Origin of the sequence: Vibrio sp. OPT20 (assembly GCF_963889365.1) — a bacterium.
GTDB lineage: Bacteria > Pseudomonadota > Gammaproteobacteria > Enterobacterales > Vibrionaceae > Vibrio > Vibrio splendidus.
The window spans coordinates 1-17,042 of sequence record NZ_CAWPOA010000085.1; the positions used below are offsets into that span (position 1 = coordinate 1).

Sequence of the window (17,042 nt, forward strand, 5' to 3'; positions counted from 1 at the left end):
TAAGATTTTGTCGGCTCAATGAATACTGACTTCAAAACTACAAAAAGTAATTCTAAAGCTATTATCTTTCCAACAGAAAGATAATGAATTGACTGTGCCAAATACTTTCTTTCTACAAGAGAAAGTAGTTATTCGTATTGGTCACTCAGTTCATTGAAACCAAAGTTGATTCCGAGGAATCTGTTTCACTTCTCTTAATTAAAAGGGAAGATAAAACGTTTTGATATTCATCAACGAGTGCCCACACAGATTGATAGGTTTAAATTGTTAAAGAGCTTCTCTTCGTTGTGACTTACATCACTTCGGAAGAGGCGGCCATTCTAGCGTTTTAATTCTCAGTGTCAAACACTTTTGAAAATTAATTTCTACTTTTAAAAAGTAGAAGCGAATAATCGCTTAAAGCTAGTTGCCTTACTAACATTCTTCGCTGAAGCCTTGTGGCGTCTACCGTGTCAGTGAGGCGGCATTATAGAGATGTTCCTCACATTGGCAAGTGTTTATTAAAGAAAAATGTAAAAATAACGGTTAGATGACGAATAAACACTCAAAGCCTTATTTGTGCAAGTTTAACTACAAAGTACCTACAGAATAACCACAGACTTATCCACAATTGCTCTAATTTTCACCCTAGAAAACAAAAAAGCTGCCTTATGGCAGCTTTTTAAATGGCAATGAGTCTAAATCCCAGAGCCATATTGCTCTCCATCGTCTTCATGGAGACCACATTCTCGTTTTAGACCATTAAAACGAGTTTCTTCTTCAGTCATACCCGGTTCCCATTTCTTAGTCGTATGAGTATCTCCAACAGAAAGGTACCCCTGCTCGCGAAGTGGATGGTAACTGAGACCATGCTCCTCTAAGTAATAATGAACATCTTTATTTGTCCAATCAATTACTGGCAAGAACTTAAACACACCATTTTGGATAGATAAGATAGGTAAGTTTGCACGCGATTGAGATTGCTCTCTTCTCAACCCAGAAAACCAAGTGCCTGCCTCTAGTTCATCCAGCGCTCTTCTCATCGGTTCAACTTTATTAAGCTTGTTGTACTTCTCTATCCCTTCTATACCTTGATCCCAAAGTTTGCCATATTGCGCTTCTTGCCAATTAGGGCTCTGCTGAGAACGAAAGACTTGAAGGTTTAGAGTCAACTTCTGACTTAACTCATCGATAAATCGATACGTTTCCGGGAATAGATACCCAGTGTCCGTAAGAATAACCGGAATATCTGGTTTTGCTTGAGTCACTAAGTGCAGCATCAACGCCGCTTGGATTCCGAAACTAGAAGACACAACATGTGTCCCTTCTAAATGTTCTAGTGCCCACTTAACTCTTTCTAATGCGGTTAGCTGCTCTAACTCAGCATTGATTTGTCCAAGACGAAGTATTTGCTCCGTCTTAGTCAATGCGAGTAGCTCTGCTAACTTCAGTTTTGAAGCGACAGAATTATGCATGCAGATCCCTCTTTGAAATGATCACCTCTTCGATGATGCCAGCTCGGATTGTAAAATCACCGAACCCTTCATTGTCGTTACGTTCCGTAGCCCAACGTCCCACCAGCGAATCAATCTCTTCTAAGATCTGAGCTGAAGTGATGTTCTCTTTATACATCTTCGGGATACGAGTTCCGGCTTTGTTGCCACCTAAGTGCATGTTGTAACGCCCCGGCGCCTTACCGACTAAACCCAACTCAGCCAACATTGCACGACCACAACCGTTTGGACAACCCGTGATACGAAGGATGATGTTATCTTCTTCTGGTAATCCGTGTTTCTTCAGAATGTCTTCAACATCCGTTACAAACTCAGGAAGAAAACGCTCAGCTTCTGCCATTGCTAAAGGACATGTTGGGAATGCCACACAAGCCATTGAGTTTTTACGCTGCTCGGAAACGGCATCATCCATCAGACCGTATTGACGTGCCAGTTTTTCAATTTTTGCCTTTTGGCTCTTAGGTACACCTGCAACAATGAGGTTTTGGTTCGCTGTCATTCGGAAGTCACCTTTGTGGACCTTCGCTATTTCAGCAACACCTGTTTTCAGCGCTTTCCCAGGGAAATCAAGTAAACGACCATTTTCGATGAATAACGCTAAGTGGTGCTTACCATCAATGCCTTCCGCCCAACCGATACGGTCGCCACGGCCAGTAAACTCATAAGGACGGCTTTCAGAAAACTCAACGCCTGCACGTTTTTCTACTTCTGCTTTAAATACATCAATACCAACACGGTCTAGTGTGTATTTGGTTTTTGCGTTCTTACGGTTCGAACGGTTACCCCAATCACGCTGAGTCGTTACCACCGCCGCTGCTACATCTAACGTTTTATCTAATGGCACAAAACCAAAGTCGTCAGCTTTACGTGCATAAGTAGAAGTATCGCCGTGCGTCATTGCAAGACCACCGCCCACTAATACGTTAAAGCCCACCAGCTTTCCGTCTTTAGCAATCGCGATGAAGTTAAGATCGTTAGCATGAACATCTACGTCATTTTGCGGAGGAATTACAACCGTCGTCTTGAACTTACGTGGTAAGTAGTTGCTACCTAAGATAGGTTCTTCATCCGTTGTTGCTAGCTTTTCACCATCTAACCAGATTTCTGCATAAGCACGAGTCTTAGGTAATAGATGTTCACTGATCTTTTTCGCCCACTCGTAGGCTTCTTGATGGAGCTCAGACTCAACCGGGTTTGTGGTACACAAAACATTTCGGTTTACGTCACCCGCCGTTGCAATGGAATCAATACCAATACTGTTTAGTGTTTGGTGCATTAATTTAATGTTCGGCTTCAACACACCGTGAAACTGGAAAGTTTGACGAGTTGTGAGACGGATAGAACCATAAGAGGTGCTTTCATCTGCGAATTTATCAATCGCGAGCCACTGCTTCGGAGTGATGATCCCGCCAGGCATACGAGCACGCAGCATGACATTATGTAAAGGTTCTAACTTTTGCTTGGTACGTTCGTTACGAATATCACGGTCGTCTTGTTGATACATACCGTGGAAGCGGATCAACTGAAAGTTATCAGCAGTAAAACCGCCCGTAATTCTATCTTGGAGATCTTGTTCAATCGTACCGCGAAGATTTTTACTTTCACGCTTAAGACGTTCATTGTCAGCCAAAGGTCCCAGTACTTGACCTAGCACTTCTTGCTCTATTACTTGCTTGCTCATTAGTACACATCCCTTTGGTAACGTTTCGCTTTACGTAAATCATTAATATATTGTTCAGCTTGCTCGCGGCTCTGATTGCCATGTTTTTCCGCAATTGTAACTAACGCTTCATGAACATCTTTCGCCATTCGAGTCGCATCGCCACATACATAGAGGTACGCGCCCTCTTGAAGCCATTGCCAAACCTGAGCTGCTTGTTCGATTAAGCGATCTTGAACATAAACCTTTTCTTTTTGGTCACGACTAAAGGCAACATCAAGCTTGGTTAGCGCACCAGACTTAAGGTACTTCTGCCATTCAACTTGATATAAGAAATCTTGAGTGAAAGTTCGATCACCAAAGAACAGCCAGCTTTTACCTTCGGCATCATTGTTTTCACGCTCTTGAACAAAACTGCGGAACGGTGCGATACCAGTACCCGGGCCAACCATGATGATTGGTGTATTGTCGTCTTGTGGTAGTTTGAAGTTATTGTTGTTCTCAACAAACACCTTCACTTCACCACCTTCTTCAAGACGTTGAGCTAAGAAGCTAGAAGCTCCGCCTAAACGAGATTCATCGCCTTTTTGGTATTCAACCAAACCAACCGTCAAGTGAACTTCTTCATCTACTTCTGCTTGGCTTGATGCAATAGAATAGAGACGCGGCGTCAGCTTACGCAGTAGACCAATCAATTCATCAGCCGATAGCTTAGTTTTCTTCTCAGCTAAAACATCGACAACTTGAGTATTACCCGCGTATTCACGAAGCTTGTCTTTATCTTCCACCAGCTTGATTAACTTCTTGCTGCCCGAAAGCTCAGCAAACTTAGTCACAAGTTGAGGATTTGAAGATGTAATCTCGAAGTTACTGACGAGTGCGCTGTGGATAGATAAGTTGTCACCATCGACATCAACACTTTCGATACCAGACAACCCAACCTTAGAAAGGATCTGATTAGCGAGTTCTGAACTGTTTTCAAACCATACGCCTAGCGCATCACCCGGTTGGTAAGTAATACCCGACTCATCAAGATCAATCTCGATATGACGAACATCTTTGCCCGAATCACGACCGGTGATCTTTTGGCTCGTCAATAATGTCGCGGTATATGGATTTTGTTTAGTGTATTGCGAATGACCGGCAGCCGCTTGACCTACTGGTAATTGAACCACATCGGCTTCAGTACCTGTCGATAGCGTCTCTTTTACTTGCTCTAATGCTTTAGCGCGCCATTCCGTTGCTGATTCTTCGTAATCAACATCACAATCAAGACGGTCGACAAACGATTTAGCACCAAGCTTAGCGAGGAAGCTATCGAAGTCTTTAGCCGTTTGGCAGAAGAACTCATAGCTTGAGTCACCTAAACCAATCACACCGTATTGTAGGTTTGATAATTTTGGCGCTTTCTTCGATTGTAGGAATTCATGCAACTCAATAGCGTTATCAGGGGCTTCGCCCTCACCATTAGTTGAAGCCACAAAAATGACGTGTGTCTCTTTGGCTAGGTTCTTACCTTTATAATCACTTGCATCGAAAAGCTCGACAGCAATACCTAAGGCTTTAGCTTCTGCCTCAAGCGATTCAGCGACGCCTTTAGCATTACCTGTTTGAGATGCGAAGATAATGCTGAGCTTACCCGCTGGCTTAGCCGCTACTGCAGCAGCCGCTTGAGCGATTGGCGCAGCTGCACCGACAGGCTGAGCTTGGCTCACTCCCCAAAGGTAACCACTGACCCATGCCAGTTGTTGTGAAGATAACTCAGAAACAGTGTGTTGCAGATGACCCAATTGTTGGTCATTAAGTGGTGCTGCTAGCCCAGGTAGCTCATTAGCCCCAGACTGTGCATTATTATTTTGTGAAGACTCTTTCTTATTTAAAGACATGGTCACGACATCCCTAATCATTGCGTGACGATAGATTAACCACTCCTCTTAATAACAAGAAAGAATAGAAAAGTATGTTTTATAACTTTTTGGAAGTAAAAACCGATTGAAACGCAAATTGACTTACTGGTTTTCAATACGCACTTGCTGAAAGCCAACCGCCATTGCCGACTTAGATGCTAGGTCTAAATCCGCGTAATGGCACTCTTCACCATGAACATCAGTAAGCAGAACAAAGCCACCTCCCATATGGCGAAACTCCACAACCCAAGACCCTTCTTGAATTGAGGGCTCTATGATCGCTTCAACTAACAGGTTTTCTCTATATAAATTTCGTAATTCATTGAGTGTCATATTCCATCCCTTGCTTTGACCTCACAACATAGACCTTATAAGAATAGACGCTAATTAGCTCTCTGTATAAAGGATGGTCGAAAGTGATGAATGTGCTAACTAATTCCAGAAGGATATAACCAATAGATATAAAAAAACGCCACTTAATAAAGTGGCGTTCTTAAAATTCGTTCTAAATTTGCTTTATGTGGCCTAGAAGCGCACTTCAGCGCCAGCAAACCAGCCATCAACCATGACAAACTCTTTGCCAACCTCTGAAGAGAAGAACTCTTCCGAATCAAGGTCGATCACGCGGTAACCACCACGCAGTGCCACTTCAGTTTCTGCTACAGGAATTCGGTACTGAACACCTGCCATCAAATCCGTGCTCTTAATACCACTGCTATCACCGAACTCCATCGTACCGATGATATCGAAATTGGTGTCAGGAACGTTGATCTCTGCGTTGCCGTAGAAGCTCCAAGTGAATTCATCAAAGCTTGTTTGAGCGCCACCCGTTTTCGGTTCGATGTAATTCGAGTTTGAATACTGAGTAAACGTCACACCCGCATCGAAGTTCATCAGCTTGTGATCTAACAACGTGTAATAGAAGGTGTAGTCGTACTTATCGAAGGCCAATGAATCTGCATCAACAGAAGTATAGCGAAAGCTAGCGTTTGGTAGCATCGGGGCATTATGCTCAAATGCGAAATACAACGAAGGTGAGTTAGAATCATCATCTTGTCTAACTTCGTTTAGCTTTGTACTTCCCCACCACATATCGGCACCGACTTTAGCCGTGTAAGAAAACTCTTCTTCAGCAGACACTGCCGAGCTTAAAGATAGCATTCCCACTAAAGCAATTAATGGCATTTTATTCATTTGAGATAGCTCCAATTCCATATCGTTGTGCTAATTGTATGCACATTCATAGATTATTGGGGAAAATTCTATCACACATCTTAAATTCTCAAACGATAAACCGCTGACGATCAAAGATTTGACGACACCATGACCTTAGTAACGTCTTTGGTTAGAACTGTGTACAAAGTTTTTGAAAAACCAGATACCCAATGCAATCACAATTAACCAAGGCAGCAACTTAAACACAACCCCCATCATACCCAAGACCAGCATAACTGCTAACGCGATTCCGGTTGCAGCCAATACCGTCATAAACGTGATACCAGTGACAAGTAGAGTTGCGACGAAAATAAGAACAAAGATTAATTCAAACATAATGGTCTCCCTAATGAGTTAATGACCTATCTTTCCTACTTTCTAACATTGCAGCTTCCATACCAAGTTAGTAAAACCAATAAAACCCTTACTTATCAGGCAAATAAAAAGCCACGCATCTAAATGCGTGGCTTTTAAAGAAACTATCAATGGCAAATTTAGCCTCTAGTGGCGAATTTAGCCTTAGGTTTTTAAGCTTAGGTTTTTAAGCTTAGGTTTATAAGCTTGGTTTTTAAGCTTAAGTTTTTAGCTTGGGCTTTTAAGCTCGAACTTTTCACCTCGAGGGAGGTTATACGTTTAGCTCTTTAGGGATCTTAGCCAATGCCGTTTGCATCACTTCGATACCTGCACCTTTCTTATGTGCGTTTTCACTGATGTAGCGACGCCATTGTCTTGCACCCGGCATACTTTGGAACAAACCAAGCATATGACGAGAGATGTGTCCTAAGCTTGCACCATTTGAAAGCTCACGCTCAATGTACGGGTACATTTCTTCAACCACTTGTGAGCGCTTCTTGATTGGCGTGTCTAAACCAAAGATCTGCTGATCAACTTCAGCCAAGATAAATGGGCTATGGTAAGCCTCACGACCGATCATCACACCATCAAGGTGTTGCAAGTGCTCTTTAGTTTGCTCAAGAGTAGTAACGCCACCATTCACGGCAATCACAAGATCAGAGAAATCTTTCTTGATTTGGTATGCACGATCGTAATCTAGCGGTGGAATCTCTCGGTTCTCTTTCGGGCTAAGACCACTCAACCATGCTTTACGCGCATGAATAGTAAATTGCTCACAGCCGCCTTTTTCAGAAACCGTCGAAACAAACTTAGTTAAGAACTCATAAGAGTCTTGGTCGTCGATACCAATACGCGTTTTCACGGTAATTGGAATATCAGTGACTTCTTTCATCGCCGACACACAATCTGCCACCAGCTCAGGCTCAGCCATTAGGCAAGCACCAAAGCGACCATTCTGAACTCGGTCGGAAGGGCAACCGACATTAAGGTTGATTTCATCATAGCCACGCTCACCAGCAAGCTTGGCACACGCCGCCAAATCAACCGGGTTTGAACCACCGAGTTGAAGTGCAAGAGGATGTTCTTGCTCGTTATATTCTAGAAAGTCGCCCTTACCATGTAAGATCGCACCCGTTGTTATCATTTCCGTGTACAGAAGCGTCTGCTGAGAAAGCAAACGGTGAAAGTAACGACAGTGGCGGTCAGTCCAATCCAACATGGGTGCAACAGAAAGTCGGTTACTAGCGTATTTACTGGCTTTATTAGTGTTTGTCATGATTCAGTCTCAATTAATACTGTACAAACATACAGTTAATTACCTAGAATTAAACGGAATTACTTCCTGTAGTACCCCTCAAGTACCCCTTTAGGAGTTGGACAATGGCAAGTTATACCATCGAGACCAGAAAGCTAAAAAGCGGTGAACCAAGGTTCAAGGTAACAATCATCGTTAAAAAGAATTCGCGCATTATACACAGGGAAAGCAAAACTCTAAAAAAGAAAGCACTCGCTAAATCTTTCGGTAAAAAAAGGGTAGCTGAACTAGAAGCTCAAGGGGTACTCAATCAGCCAAAAACAGTCCCCCTTTCGGTACTCCTCGATTTGTTCATGGCAGAACGAGATCTCTGGGACAATACAGGCCGAACAAAACGCTACGTTATTAAAATGCTTAGGGATTGCGACATCGCCAATGTTGAGAGTAATCAACTGCGAACTAGCGACTTAATCGAGCACTGTAAAAATAGAAGAGGCGCAGGAGCCAAACCCGCAACTATTTATCATGATATTGCTTACCTACGTTCTGTAATGAAAAAGTCTAAACCTGTCTTCAACATCGACACCAATCACCAGATATTTGATGAAGCCGTGCCCGTTCTGGTTGATATGGGGTTAGTCGGTAAGAGTCAGAAACGAACACGCCGCCCAACTTCTGAAGAACTGAAACTCTTAAAGCTTGGATTAGAGCAACGTGAATCTTTCCGGCCAAACGGCACAACTCGAATCCCATTCACCGATATTCTTGAGTTCAGCATTATTACTTGTATGAGAATTGGTGAAGTCTGCAAGCTGCGTTGGGAAGACCTCAACCAAGAACATAAGACGATACTGGTTAGAGATAGAAAAGACCCAAGGAAGAAAGAAGGTAACCACATGATTGTGCCGTTGCTTGGCGAGTCATTTGAGATCGCACTAAAACAACCAAACAAAGGTGAGCTTATTTTCCCGTACAACTCACGAAGTGTTAGCGCAGGCTTTCAGCGAGTGAGAAACGAATTGGGTATTGAGGATTTGCGGTACCACGATTTACGAAGAGAAGGTGCAAGCCGTTTGTTTGAAAAAGGGTATTCAATTGAAGAGGTAGCTCAAGTGACAGGGCATAGGAACCTAAACATTTTGTGGCAGGTATATACCCAGTTGTTCCCACACAAATTGCACAATAAACAAGTCGAAACCATCAATTCAGATAGGTGACAAGTATCAATACAATTAAACACACTTGATGATACCGTCATAACCAATTATTCACGGCTAATTCGGCCTCTCTTAATTATGGATTAAGTTAATGTTCGACATACATTTCAACAATCGAGATGAATTCAATCGACAATCTATCGCTATAAATATCATCAACTTACTAGAAAGCGACATTAGTATTTCACCACTAATTATTGATGGTGGATGGGGGACTGGCAAAACTGAATTTTGCTGCAAATTGATAAACCTTTACAAAGAAAAAGATTCGAGCTCAATAATCTACATAGATGCTTATAAATCAGATCATGCTGATGAGCCTTTATTAACCATTCTTGCTGAGGTACTTAAACTCGTACCGGAGAAAGATGGTAAGAGACAAAAGACCATAAACAAAATCCTACCTGCAATCCGTTTTGGGTTAAAAACTTCCCTAAAAGCTGGAGTTGGACACTTATTAAAAACAGATGCAGCTGACATTGCAGAAGGATTCGAAAAAGAGGTCGCCCAAGCAACAGACGCAGCAATAGATGCTTCTGTTGAGAGTATCTTAAAGAGTCACATCGAGGCAGAAGAAAGCTTAGCCGCGTTACAACAAGTGCTAAAGAAGTTATCTTCAGAAAAACCAATTACAATATTTATTGATGAACTCGATAGGTGTAAACCTAGCTATGCCATCAAACTTTTAGAAGTGATCAAACATACATTTAATGTTCCTAACGTTAAGTTTGTCTTAGTTACCAACTCAAAGCAGTTAGAAGCGTCAATAGAACACTGCTATGGCAATGGTGTCGACGCTTCAAAATATCTAGACAAGTTCATAAACTATAAAATAGCACTACCTACAACTCAAAAAACAAACTACGCAATTGATACAAATAAAGTATCTTCTGTTCATTACAAAAATTTGATTAAGTCTAGTTTAACTCTTGGTGACACATGCCTTAGAGGACAATACAGCGAACAGTTCACAAATCTAGTCACAAGAGCAATCTCAGTACATAGCTTATCACTCAGAGAAGTTGAAACCCTTGTACGACATATTGAAGTTCTAAACATCGTCACCCCTGATTACCTTTCTGAAAATAAAATCTTTGGTTACTCGATGCTACACATTACGGGAATTTTATTCTCAGTTATAACTCCACAAGTTGCTCGAAAAATACATTCAAGAAGTGTCACTGCTGAAGAAATAGGCACCCTTTATGGCTTAACTGCAATCCCCGAGCTCAGTGAAAACCAATGGGAATCACCTGAGCACTATGAAATATTTACAGCTCTTATAGCTCAAGAATGTTCATCTAAAGAATCCTTCACAATTGACGGAGAGGATGAGACAAGGTGGGAGCATTTGTTTAATAGGATGTTTGGGCGAGGGTGGGATAAACCAGATAAAACCATAGAAATTCTGGCATCCATTATAGACAGCATACATCTTTACAAAGCCTAATTATTGAGGGCTCTCTATGAGCCCTTCTTCCTAACTAAACGTTTTAGTCTCAAGTCGAATCAGTCGACTGTTATGCCGCCAAAACATTCCAATAATAACGATCATGGATGGCGGCAACCCCATCGAAGTTAAGTACTGTAAAATCTCAACCATAATTACTTGAACTCATTCCGTAGGGTTTCCCATAGGCCAAATACTATTGGAGCACTTGCGCCAATAATGCCACCGAATTGAACACCATCTGCCGATACGCTTGCGGTGATAAGCTCAGGGTGACCCGCGACCAAAGCCGCTCCCGCACCCAGTAACGCTAAACCTTTCCTAGTCGATGACAAGCTAATGTCTATTGAGAGCTTTTTATTAAAAGCACCTTATTGCACATTTTTTTATAAACATATTCACCAGATCTCTAATTCAGCCTCATTAATCAGTTATGCCTTGAGTCACACTGTCATTTTGAGTTACCTTGTCTTATTCAAAGTCGTGGGTCACAATACGCTCTGTACCTGACTTTAATAGAAATCATTGGCTCCCAAAACGTAGTAACCTAGAAATAGGGTTTGAATAGGGATGTCCGATTGAATGGTGAAAAATTTGGACCACACATTAATAGAGCAAGTTGAAGGGATATGCGCATCTCGAGGCGTTAGATTAACACCTCAGAGAAAGCGAGTGTTTGAGCTCATTTTCTCTAATAAAAAAGCCTCTAGTGCTTATGAATTGTTAGAGCAATTGAAAGTCAGTGAACCACAAGCCAAGCCTCCGACAGTATATCGCGCTTTGGATTTCTTGTTGGAACAAGGTTTCATTCACCGAGTTGAATCAACCAATAGCTTTATATGCTGCTGTTCTTGCAATGCAAACAAACATTTCTCCCAACTACTGATCTGCGATAAATGTGGCACTGTGATAGAATTACAAGACGATGCGCTTGTCACTCTACTCGCTAGTAACGCTGAGAAGCATGGCTTTCAATTGACCAATCATGTCATTGAATCGCATGGCATTTGCCAATCTTGCTCCTCCGAAATGAAAGAATAAGATTATAGAAGAACATTATGCGCGCTGAATTTGTAAACCCGTTTTTAGCTTCTTTGATGAATGTACTAAAAACGATGGCTTCTCTTGAATTGAAGCCACAAAAACCAAGAGTTAAGAAAGATGAGATCGCTCGTGGTGATGTATCCGGCCTAATTGGTATGGTTGGCACACAATCTCGTGGCTCAATGTCGATCACTTTTGATGAAGGTCTTGCCCTAGAAATCATGGAAAACATGCTGGGTGAACGACCAAATGGCTTGAACGAAGAAGTGACCGATATGGTGGGTGAAATCACTAATATGGTGACTGGTGGTGCAAAACGTATTCTTGCAGAAAGCGGCTTTGATTTCGACATGGCAACGCCAATCGTCGTTTCAGGCAAAGGCCACACCATTCGTCATAAGTGTGAAGGTGCTATTATCATCATGCCTTTCACATCTCAGTGGGGTAACGCCTTCATCGAGATCTGTTTCGAATAGAGACAATCGAGTAAATAAAAAATGAAAGGCTGACGTACATACGTCAGCCTTTTTTATTGCCGTAAAATCAACGGACATAAAAAACGCCAACCGAAAGGTTGGCGTTTACAGTTATTACTTGGTGTTACTTAAACAGTCTTAAGCTTTAAGCGCTTTAAATGCGTTGATTAGACCGTTAGTTGAGCTGTCGTGAGATGTTACTTGAGCATCATCAGCAAGCTCTGGAAGAATTTGGTTTGCTAGTTGCTTACCAAGTTCTACACCCCATTGGTCGAAGCTGAAGATGTTCCAGATAACGCCTTGAACAAAGATCTTGTGCTCGTACATCGCGATTAGGTTACCTAAAGAGCGAGGGTTGATTTGCTTAACAAGAATAGAGTTCGTTGGACGGTTACCTTCAAATACTTTGAAAGGTACAAGCTCAGCCACTTCTTCAGCTGTTTTGCCAGCCGCTAGGAATTCAGCTTCCACTGTCTCTTTTGTCTTACCGAATGCTAGTGCTTCAGTTTGAGCAAAGAAGTTAGACATTAGCTTCTGGTGGTGATCAGATGCTGGGTTGTGGCTGATAGCAGGGGCAATAAAGTCTGATGGGATCAGCTTAGTGCCTTGGTGAATCAGTTGGTAGAAAGCGTGTTGGCCGTTAGTACCAGGTTCACCCCAGATGATAGGACCTGTTTGGTATTCTACTGGGTTGCCTTCACGGTCAACAAACTTACCGTTTGATTCCATGTTACCTTGCTGGAAGTAAGCAGCAAAACGGTGCATGTACTGATCGTAAGGTAGAATCGCTTCTGACTCAGCGCCATGGAAGTTGTTGTACCAAACACCAATAAGAGCAAGAATCACTGGAATATTGCTTTCAAACTCAGTTGAAGCAAAGTGGTTATCCATCTCGTGTGCGCCATCTAATAGCTCAGCGAAGTTATCGAAGCCGATAGAAAGAGAGATAGAAAGGCCGATTGCAGACCATAGTGAGTAACGACCACCAACCCAGTCCCAGAATTCGAACATGTTGTCAGTATCAATACCAAACTCAGCAACTGAAGTTGCGTTAGTTGATAGCGCTGCGAAGTGCTTAGCTACGTGTGCGTCATCACCCGCTTCAGCCAGGAACCAATCACGAGCAGAGTGTGCATTCGTCATTGTTTCTTGAGTAGTAAATGTCTTAGATGCCACTAGGAACAACGTTGTTTCTGGGTTAAGAGGCTTAAGTGTCTCAACAATGTGAGTGCCATCTACGTTAGAAACGAAATGCATGTTCAGGCGAGTTTTGTATGGCGTAAGTGCTTCAGTCACCATGTATGGACCAAGGTCCGAACCGCCGATACCGATGTTAACTACATCAGTGATCTCTTTACCTGTGTAACCTTTCCACTCACCAGAAACGATGCGGTGCGTGAACAGTTCCATTTTCGCTAGTACTGCGTTCACTGCTGGCATTACGTCTTTGCCATCAACCATTACTGGGTTGTCGCTACGGTTACGTAGAGCAGTGTGAAGTACTGAACGACCTTCAGTCTTGTTGATTGCATCACCGCCGAACATTGCTTCGATTGCAGACTTCACTTCAGTCTCGTTCGCAAGAGCAAATAGGTGCTGCATCGTTTCAGCATCGATAAGGTTCTTAGAGTAATCCACTAAGATGTCAGAACCGAAACGAGTAGAAAAGCTCTCGAAACGCTTTGCATCTTGAGCAAACAGCTCTTTCATATCCATATCTTGAGCAGACTCAAAATGTGCAGTTAGAGCTTTCCACGCTTGTGTTTGCGTTGGGTTGATATTTTTCAACATGGTATCTATCCCGATGTTACTGTAGGTTTTATTCTAAACGTCACCTGGGTGATGAATAGAACCCCCGATTAGGCGAAAGTTTATATTTTTCTGTGATGACCAAACCGCGTCACCACTGAAAGATTCTTTGTAATTTTTTTTCACGACGTATTATGCCGCATATGAAGAGCTGTACCTTGAGATAAATCAGGATTCGATTTCCTGATACAAGAATCGGTACAGACTCTAGCTCTAACATAATTAAATGTGAGCGATACCTGATAAATTCAAGTTCAAAAGATAGCGTTAAACCACTTTTTTTCCAAATACATTATAAAGGATGGCGTATGTGGATTCAGAAGACTATACACCTAAATGCACGAAAGCGTGGATTTCATCTCATTACTGATGAAATTGAACAACAGATACACGATATCAATTCTCTATCTGTTGGTTTATTACATCTTTTTATCCAACATACCTCTGCCAGCCTCACGCTAAACGAGAACGCTGACCCTACCGTCCGTGACGATATGGAATCACACTTTAATAAGTTTGTACCTGAGCGAGCACCCTACTACAGACACACCTATGAAGGCGATGATGACATGCCTGCCCACATTAAAGCATCGACACTTGGCACCAGTGTGACAATACCAATTAGCAATGGTCGTTTAGCTTTAGGAACATGGCAGGGCATTTACTTAGGAGAACACCGAGATTGTGGTGGAAGCCGTACGGTTATTGCGACCATTCAAGGTGAATAACCTTAAGTAGCCAGCTATAAAATATTATTAAAAACATAATGATAGAAAACAAAAAAGGGTGACACAGTTATGTTCCACCCTTTAAAAACATGAGATATTCGAGTTAGTAAACCAGATTAGAAAGGCTGGTTTATCATGACCCTAAAGGTCCCTTCATCACCACCTCGAGCTAACTCAGCACGAACAACAATACCCTCTACTTGGAAACGAACCGCGCCGCCTAGGCTCCATTTCATATCCGAGTGCAGTGTTTTTATATCGTACTCATCCGCAACGCGCCCGACTTCGGCAAACGCGACCCATTGCCACCAAGGCAAATCGTAGTAATTAATCAGTGGGATATCACCCAAAGGTTGCCAGTCAGGAATCACTCGGTACTCAGCAGAGTAATGAACCGCAGAACGTCCGTGGTAGCGACCTCCGGTATAGCCTCGTAAGCGATATAAACCACCCAATCGAGCTTGTTCAGTTTCCGGTGGACGAGCACAATCTTGCCCAGAGCAGTTATCCCAGGTTGGTGTATCAGCAGTATAGAAATCGAGTGCCACGACTTGTTGGTCGAACAGGTCCCCTAAAGGGCCTAATGCGAAGTACTGACTGTTTTGGAACGTCCACTTCAACCATAAATCATCGTTAGACCAGCTTTCTGCGCCGGTCGTGAATTCAAGGTTAGTATGAGAGCCCGTGGTTGGGTTACGTGTGCTATCACGGTTATCCCAATCCAATGCCAGACTAAAGCCTGTCGCCTCTTCAGTATTATTTAAACCTTCTAGCTCACGAGCAGTATAAAAAGGCGTGAAGATAATCGAGCTGACACCCGACTCGACGGGCGAAGCAAAACTCACATCTTTGATTGGCTGAAAAGCCCCTAACAAGCCATGTTCTGCAACATTGCCCCAAGGTAGCAAATACTTGAATTCAAACTGATAGTTTTGCTCTAAGCCATCGGCAATGGTTTTATCATCAATAGATGAATCGTTGTCGCCTTGAGAGCCAATGTAATAAGGATTGTCGTTGAAGCGCGCTTGGTACATCTGAGTACTGAATAAAACATTCTCAGACAAAGCGTAGTTAAAGGCCGATAGAAAACCGACGTAACTGTCTTTGTCTGAATAAAGCGCCATACCAAACAGAGCGGCTTGAGGTTGCCAAACACCCTTTGCGACACCCGCAACCCCAAAGGTATTGCCCAATGTTTCAGTACTAAAATAGAAAGGAACAAAGGCTGAATCTTTTTCTTCGCTCAAGACAGAAGAAGAAAAACTGACACCGAGCAATGCCATAGCTGACGTTAGCCATTGTCGAGTAGTTCGCTTGAACATCATTTAGTTTACAAGATCCATAGCTACTTCACATACTCCATCGCAACACGCGAAGTCAGCTTAGTGACTAACTCGTACGCGATAGTGCCGATATGCTCTGCTACTTCTTCTGAAGGTAAATCTTTACCCCATAATGTCGCTTCATCACCGACTTTATCTGCAGCATCAGGGCCAAGGTCGACCGTTAGCATGTCCATTGACACACGTCCTGCGATCGGTACTTTTCGTCCATTAACGAACACTGGAGTGCCGTTAGGAGCCATGCGTGGATAACCATCACCGTAACCAATCGCGATCACGCCAACCTTAGTATCACGTTCACTGGTCCAGTTAGCGCCATAGCCAACGCTTTCACCCGCTTTAACATCACGAACCGCAATCAGATGTGAGGTCAGAGTCATCACAGGCTTAAAGCCAAGCTCTTGTGCTGATTTATCAGCAAAAGGCGAAACACCGTAAGATATGATTCCCGGACGAACCCAATCAAGGTGGCTGTTAGGCCAAGCCAATAGACCCGCAGAGGCAGCAAGTGAACGCTCACCTTCACAACCGTCAGTGAGAGACAAGAAAAGCTCAGTCTGTTCAACGGTGGTTGCTCTATCAAGTTCATCAGCACAACCGAAGTGGCTCATGTAACGTAGAGGTTTGGCAACATTCGCACATTGATGCAAACGCTCAACAAAGTTTTGGTATTGCTCAGGGCGAACACCTAATCGGTGCATGCCACTGTCGACTTTAAGCCATACCACGACAGGTGTTTCCAAATCTGCATTCTCTAGCGCGCTTAATTGCTCTTCACAATGCACCACGGTTTGAATGTTATTGGTCACCAGGATGGGTAAATCACCCGAAGAGTAAAAACCTTCCAGCAACAAAATGGGTTTAACAATACCACCAGCACGGAGTTGTAAGGCTTCTTCAATACGCGCCACACCAAAAGCATCTGAGTTTTTAGAGTGCTTGGCGATATGCAGTAAGCCGTGCCCGTAGCCATTCGCTTTCACAACCGACATAACTTTACACTGTGGAGCCTTCGACTTTATCTGGTTCAAGTTATGTTCGAGCGCGTTTAAGTCAATGCTTGCCGTCGCTGCTTTCATGTAAGTCATTAG

At 42.9% G+C, this 17,042-nt stretch carries 16 protein-coding genes; 5 read left to right on the forward strand and 11 right to left on the reverse strand.

All coding sequences use genetic code 11. The features are described from left to right. Nucleotides 1-677: 677 nt before the first annotated feature. From AACR09_RS19000 to dusA, 7 genes are all read right to left on the reverse strand, one after another. Nucleotides 678-1,454 (reverse strand): phosphoadenylyl-sulfate reductase, encoded by a 777-nt coding sequence (locus AACR09_RS19000; RefSeq protein ID WP_017080080.1) that lies wholly within the window; start codon nt 1,452-1,454, stop codon nt 678-680. Further along, nucleotides 1,447-3,174, reverse strand: a complete 1,728-nt coding sequence (cysI, locus tag AACR09_RS19005) for an assimilatory sulfite reductase (NADPH) hemoprotein subunit (protein ID WP_017093961.1) — start codon at nt 3,172-3,174, stop codon at nt 1,447-1,449. The genes AACR09_RS19000 and cysI overlap by 8 nt, the downstream gene beginning before the upstream one ends. Beyond that, nucleotides 3,174-5,039, reverse strand: coding sequence for an assimilatory sulfite reductase (NADPH) flavoprotein subunit (locus AACR09_RS19010; RefSeq protein ID WP_193835557.1), 1,866 nt, complete (start codon nt 5,037-5,039; stop codon nt 3,174-3,176). The genes cysI and AACR09_RS19010 overlap by 1 nt, the downstream gene beginning before the upstream one ends. Before the next feature lie 123 nt (nt 5,040-5,162). Continuing rightward, nucleotides 5,163-5,393, reverse strand: coding sequence for a hypothetical protein (locus AACR09_RS19015; RefSeq protein WP_004735813.1), 231 nt, complete (start codon nt 5,391-5,393; stop codon nt 5,163-5,165). Between the two features lie 192 nt (nt 5,394-5,585). Beyond that, nucleotides 5,586-6,254 (reverse strand): TIGR04219 family outer membrane beta-barrel protein, encoded by a 669-nt coding sequence (locus AACR09_RS19020; RefSeq protein ID WP_029406239.1) that lies wholly within the window; start codon nt 6,252-6,254, stop codon nt 5,586-5,588. A 135-nt stretch (nt 6,255-6,389) separates the two neighbouring features. Next, the gene (pspG, locus tag AACR09_RS19025) at nt 6,390-6,611 is read right to left on the reverse strand and encodes an envelope stress response protein PspG (protein ID WP_010434219.1); all 222 of its coding nucleotides are present in this window, start codon (nt 6,609-6,611) and stop codon (nt 6,390-6,392) included. 289 nt (nt 6,612-6,900) lie between these two features. Then, nucleotides 6,901-7,905, reverse strand: coding sequence for a tRNA dihydrouridine(20/20a) synthase DusA (dusA, locus tag AACR09_RS19030; protein ID WP_193835558.1), 1,005 nt, complete (start codon nt 7,903-7,905; stop codon nt 6,901-6,903). A gap of 104 nt (nt 7,906-8,009) precedes the next feature. Between dusA and AACR09_RS19035 the strand changes: the two genes are divergently transcribed. Both AACR09_RS19035 and AACR09_RS19040 read left to right on the forward strand, forming a co-directional pair. After that, a complete protein-coding gene (locus AACR09_RS19035) occupies nt 8,010-9,101 on the forward strand; it encodes a site-specific integrase (RefSeq protein ID WP_193835559.1) in 1,092 nt (363 codons plus the stop codon). A 91-nt stretch (nt 9,102-9,192) separates the two neighbouring features. Beyond that, complete coding sequence (locus tag AACR09_RS19040) at nt 9,193-10,551, forward strand: KAP family P-loop NTPase fold protein (protein ID WP_193835560.1); 1,359 nt, start codon at nt 9,193-9,195, stop codon at nt 10,549-10,551. A 155-nt stretch (nt 10,552-10,706) separates the two neighbouring features. Here the strand turns inward: AACR09_RS19040 and AACR09_RS19045 are convergent, their stop codons facing one another. Beyond that, complete coding sequence (locus AACR09_RS19045; RefSeq protein WP_193835561.1) at nt 10,707-10,886, reverse strand: hypothetical protein; 180 nt, start codon at nt 10,884-10,886, stop codon at nt 10,707-10,709. Between the two features lie 247 nt (nt 10,887-11,133). Between AACR09_RS19045 and zur the strand changes: the two genes are divergently transcribed. Together zur and AACR09_RS19055 are read left to right on the forward strand one after the other, a co-directional pair. Then, a complete protein-coding gene (gene zur / locus AACR09_RS19050; protein ID WP_017078243.1) occupies nt 11,134-11,592 on the forward strand; it encodes a zinc uptake transcriptional repressor Zur in 459 nt (152 codons plus the stop codon). Between the two features lie 17 nt (nt 11,593-11,609). Next, nucleotides 11,610-12,071 (forward strand): chemotaxis protein CheX, encoded by a 462-nt coding sequence (locus AACR09_RS19055; protein WP_004735847.1) that lies wholly within the window; start codon nt 11,610-11,612, stop codon nt 12,069-12,071. Nucleotides 12,072-12,209: 138 nt separating this feature from the next. Here the strand turns inward: AACR09_RS19055 and pgi are convergent, their stop codons facing one another. Continuing rightward, nucleotides 12,210-13,862 (reverse strand): glucose-6-phosphate isomerase, encoded by a 1,653-nt coding sequence (gene pgi, locus AACR09_RS19060; RefSeq protein WP_004735848.1) that lies wholly within the window; start codon nt 13,860-13,862, stop codon nt 12,210-12,212. Nucleotides 13,863-14,188: 326 nt separating this feature from the next. On the opposite strand from pgi, the gene AACR09_RS19065 reads away from it, so the two are divergent. Next, complete coding sequence (locus AACR09_RS19065) at nt 14,189-14,608, forward strand: secondary thiamine-phosphate synthase enzyme YjbQ (protein ID WP_102538009.1); 420 nt, start codon at nt 14,189-14,191, stop codon at nt 14,606-14,608. A 116-nt stretch (nt 14,609-14,724) separates the two neighbouring features. Here the strand turns inward: AACR09_RS19065 and AACR09_RS19070 are convergent, their stop codons facing one another. Together AACR09_RS19070 and alr are read right to left on the reverse strand one after the other, a co-directional pair. Next, entirely contained in the window at nt 14,725-15,930 is a 1,206-nt protein-coding gene (locus AACR09_RS19070) for a BamA/TamA family outer membrane protein (protein ID WP_193835571.1), read from the reverse strand. Between the two features lie 23 nt (nt 15,931-15,953). Next, complete coding sequence (gene alr, locus AACR09_RS19075) at nt 15,954-17,039, reverse strand: alanine racemase (protein ID WP_017080826.1); 1,086 nt, start codon at nt 17,037-17,039, stop codon at nt 15,954-15,956. Nucleotides 17,040-17,042 lie beyond the last annotated feature (3 nt).

Excerpts from the sequence above, each read along its gene's own strand:
- AACR09_RS19000 (WP_017080080.1), bottom strand. The coding sequence starts at position 1,454 with ATGCATAATTCTGTCGCTTCAAAACTGAAGTTAGCAGAGCTACTCGCA.
- cysI (WP_017093961.1), bottom strand. The coding sequence starts at position 3,174 with ATGAGCAAGCAAGTAATAGAGCAAGAAGTGCTAGGTCAAGTACTGGGA.
- AACR09_RS19010 (WP_193835557.1), bottom strand. The coding sequence starts at position 5,039 with ATGTCTTTAAATAAGAAAGAGTCTTCACAAAATAATAATGCACAGTCT.
- AACR09_RS19015 (WP_004735813.1), bottom strand. The coding sequence starts at position 5,393 with ATGACACTCAATGAATTACGAAATTTATATAGAGAAAACCTGTTAGTT.
- AACR09_RS19020 (WP_029406239.1), bottom strand. The coding sequence starts at position 6,254 with ATGAATAAAATGCCATTAATTGCTTTAGTGGGAATGCTATCTTTAAGC.
- pspG (WP_010434219.1), bottom strand. The coding sequence starts at position 6,611 with ATGTTTGAATTAATCTTTGTTCTTATTTTCGTCGCAACTCTACTTGTC.
- dusA (WP_193835558.1), bottom strand. The coding sequence starts at position 7,905 with ATGACAAACACTAATAAAGCCAGTAAATACGCTAGTAACCGACTTTCT.
- AACR09_RS19035 (WP_193835559.1), top strand. The coding sequence starts at position 8,010 with ATGGCAAGTTATACCATCGAGACCAGAAAGCTAAAAAGCGGTGAACCA.
- AACR09_RS19040 (WP_193835560.1), top strand. The coding sequence starts at position 9,193 with ATGTTCGACATACATTTCAACAATCGAGATGAATTCAATCGACAATCT.
- zur (WP_017078243.1), top strand. The coding sequence starts at position 11,134 with ATGGTGAAAAATTTGGACCACACATTAATAGAGCAAGTTGAAGGGATA.
- AACR09_RS19055 (WP_004735847.1), top strand. The coding sequence starts at position 11,610 with ATGCGCGCTGAATTTGTAAACCCGTTTTTAGCTTCTTTGATGAATGTA.
- pgi (WP_004735848.1), bottom strand. The coding sequence starts at position 13,862 with ATGTTGAAAAATATCAACCCAACGCAAACACAAGCGTGGAAAGCTCTA.
- AACR09_RS19065 (WP_102538009.1), top strand. The coding sequence starts at position 14,189 with ATGTGGATTCAGAAGACTATACACCTAAATGCACGAAAGCGTGGATTT.
- AACR09_RS19070 (WP_193835571.1), bottom strand. The coding sequence starts at position 15,930 with ATGTTCAAGCGAACTACTCGACAATGGCTAACGTCAGCTATGGCATTG.
- alr (WP_017080826.1), bottom strand. The coding sequence starts at position 17,039 with ATGACTTACATGAAAGCAGCGACGGCAAGCATTGACTTAAACGCGCTC.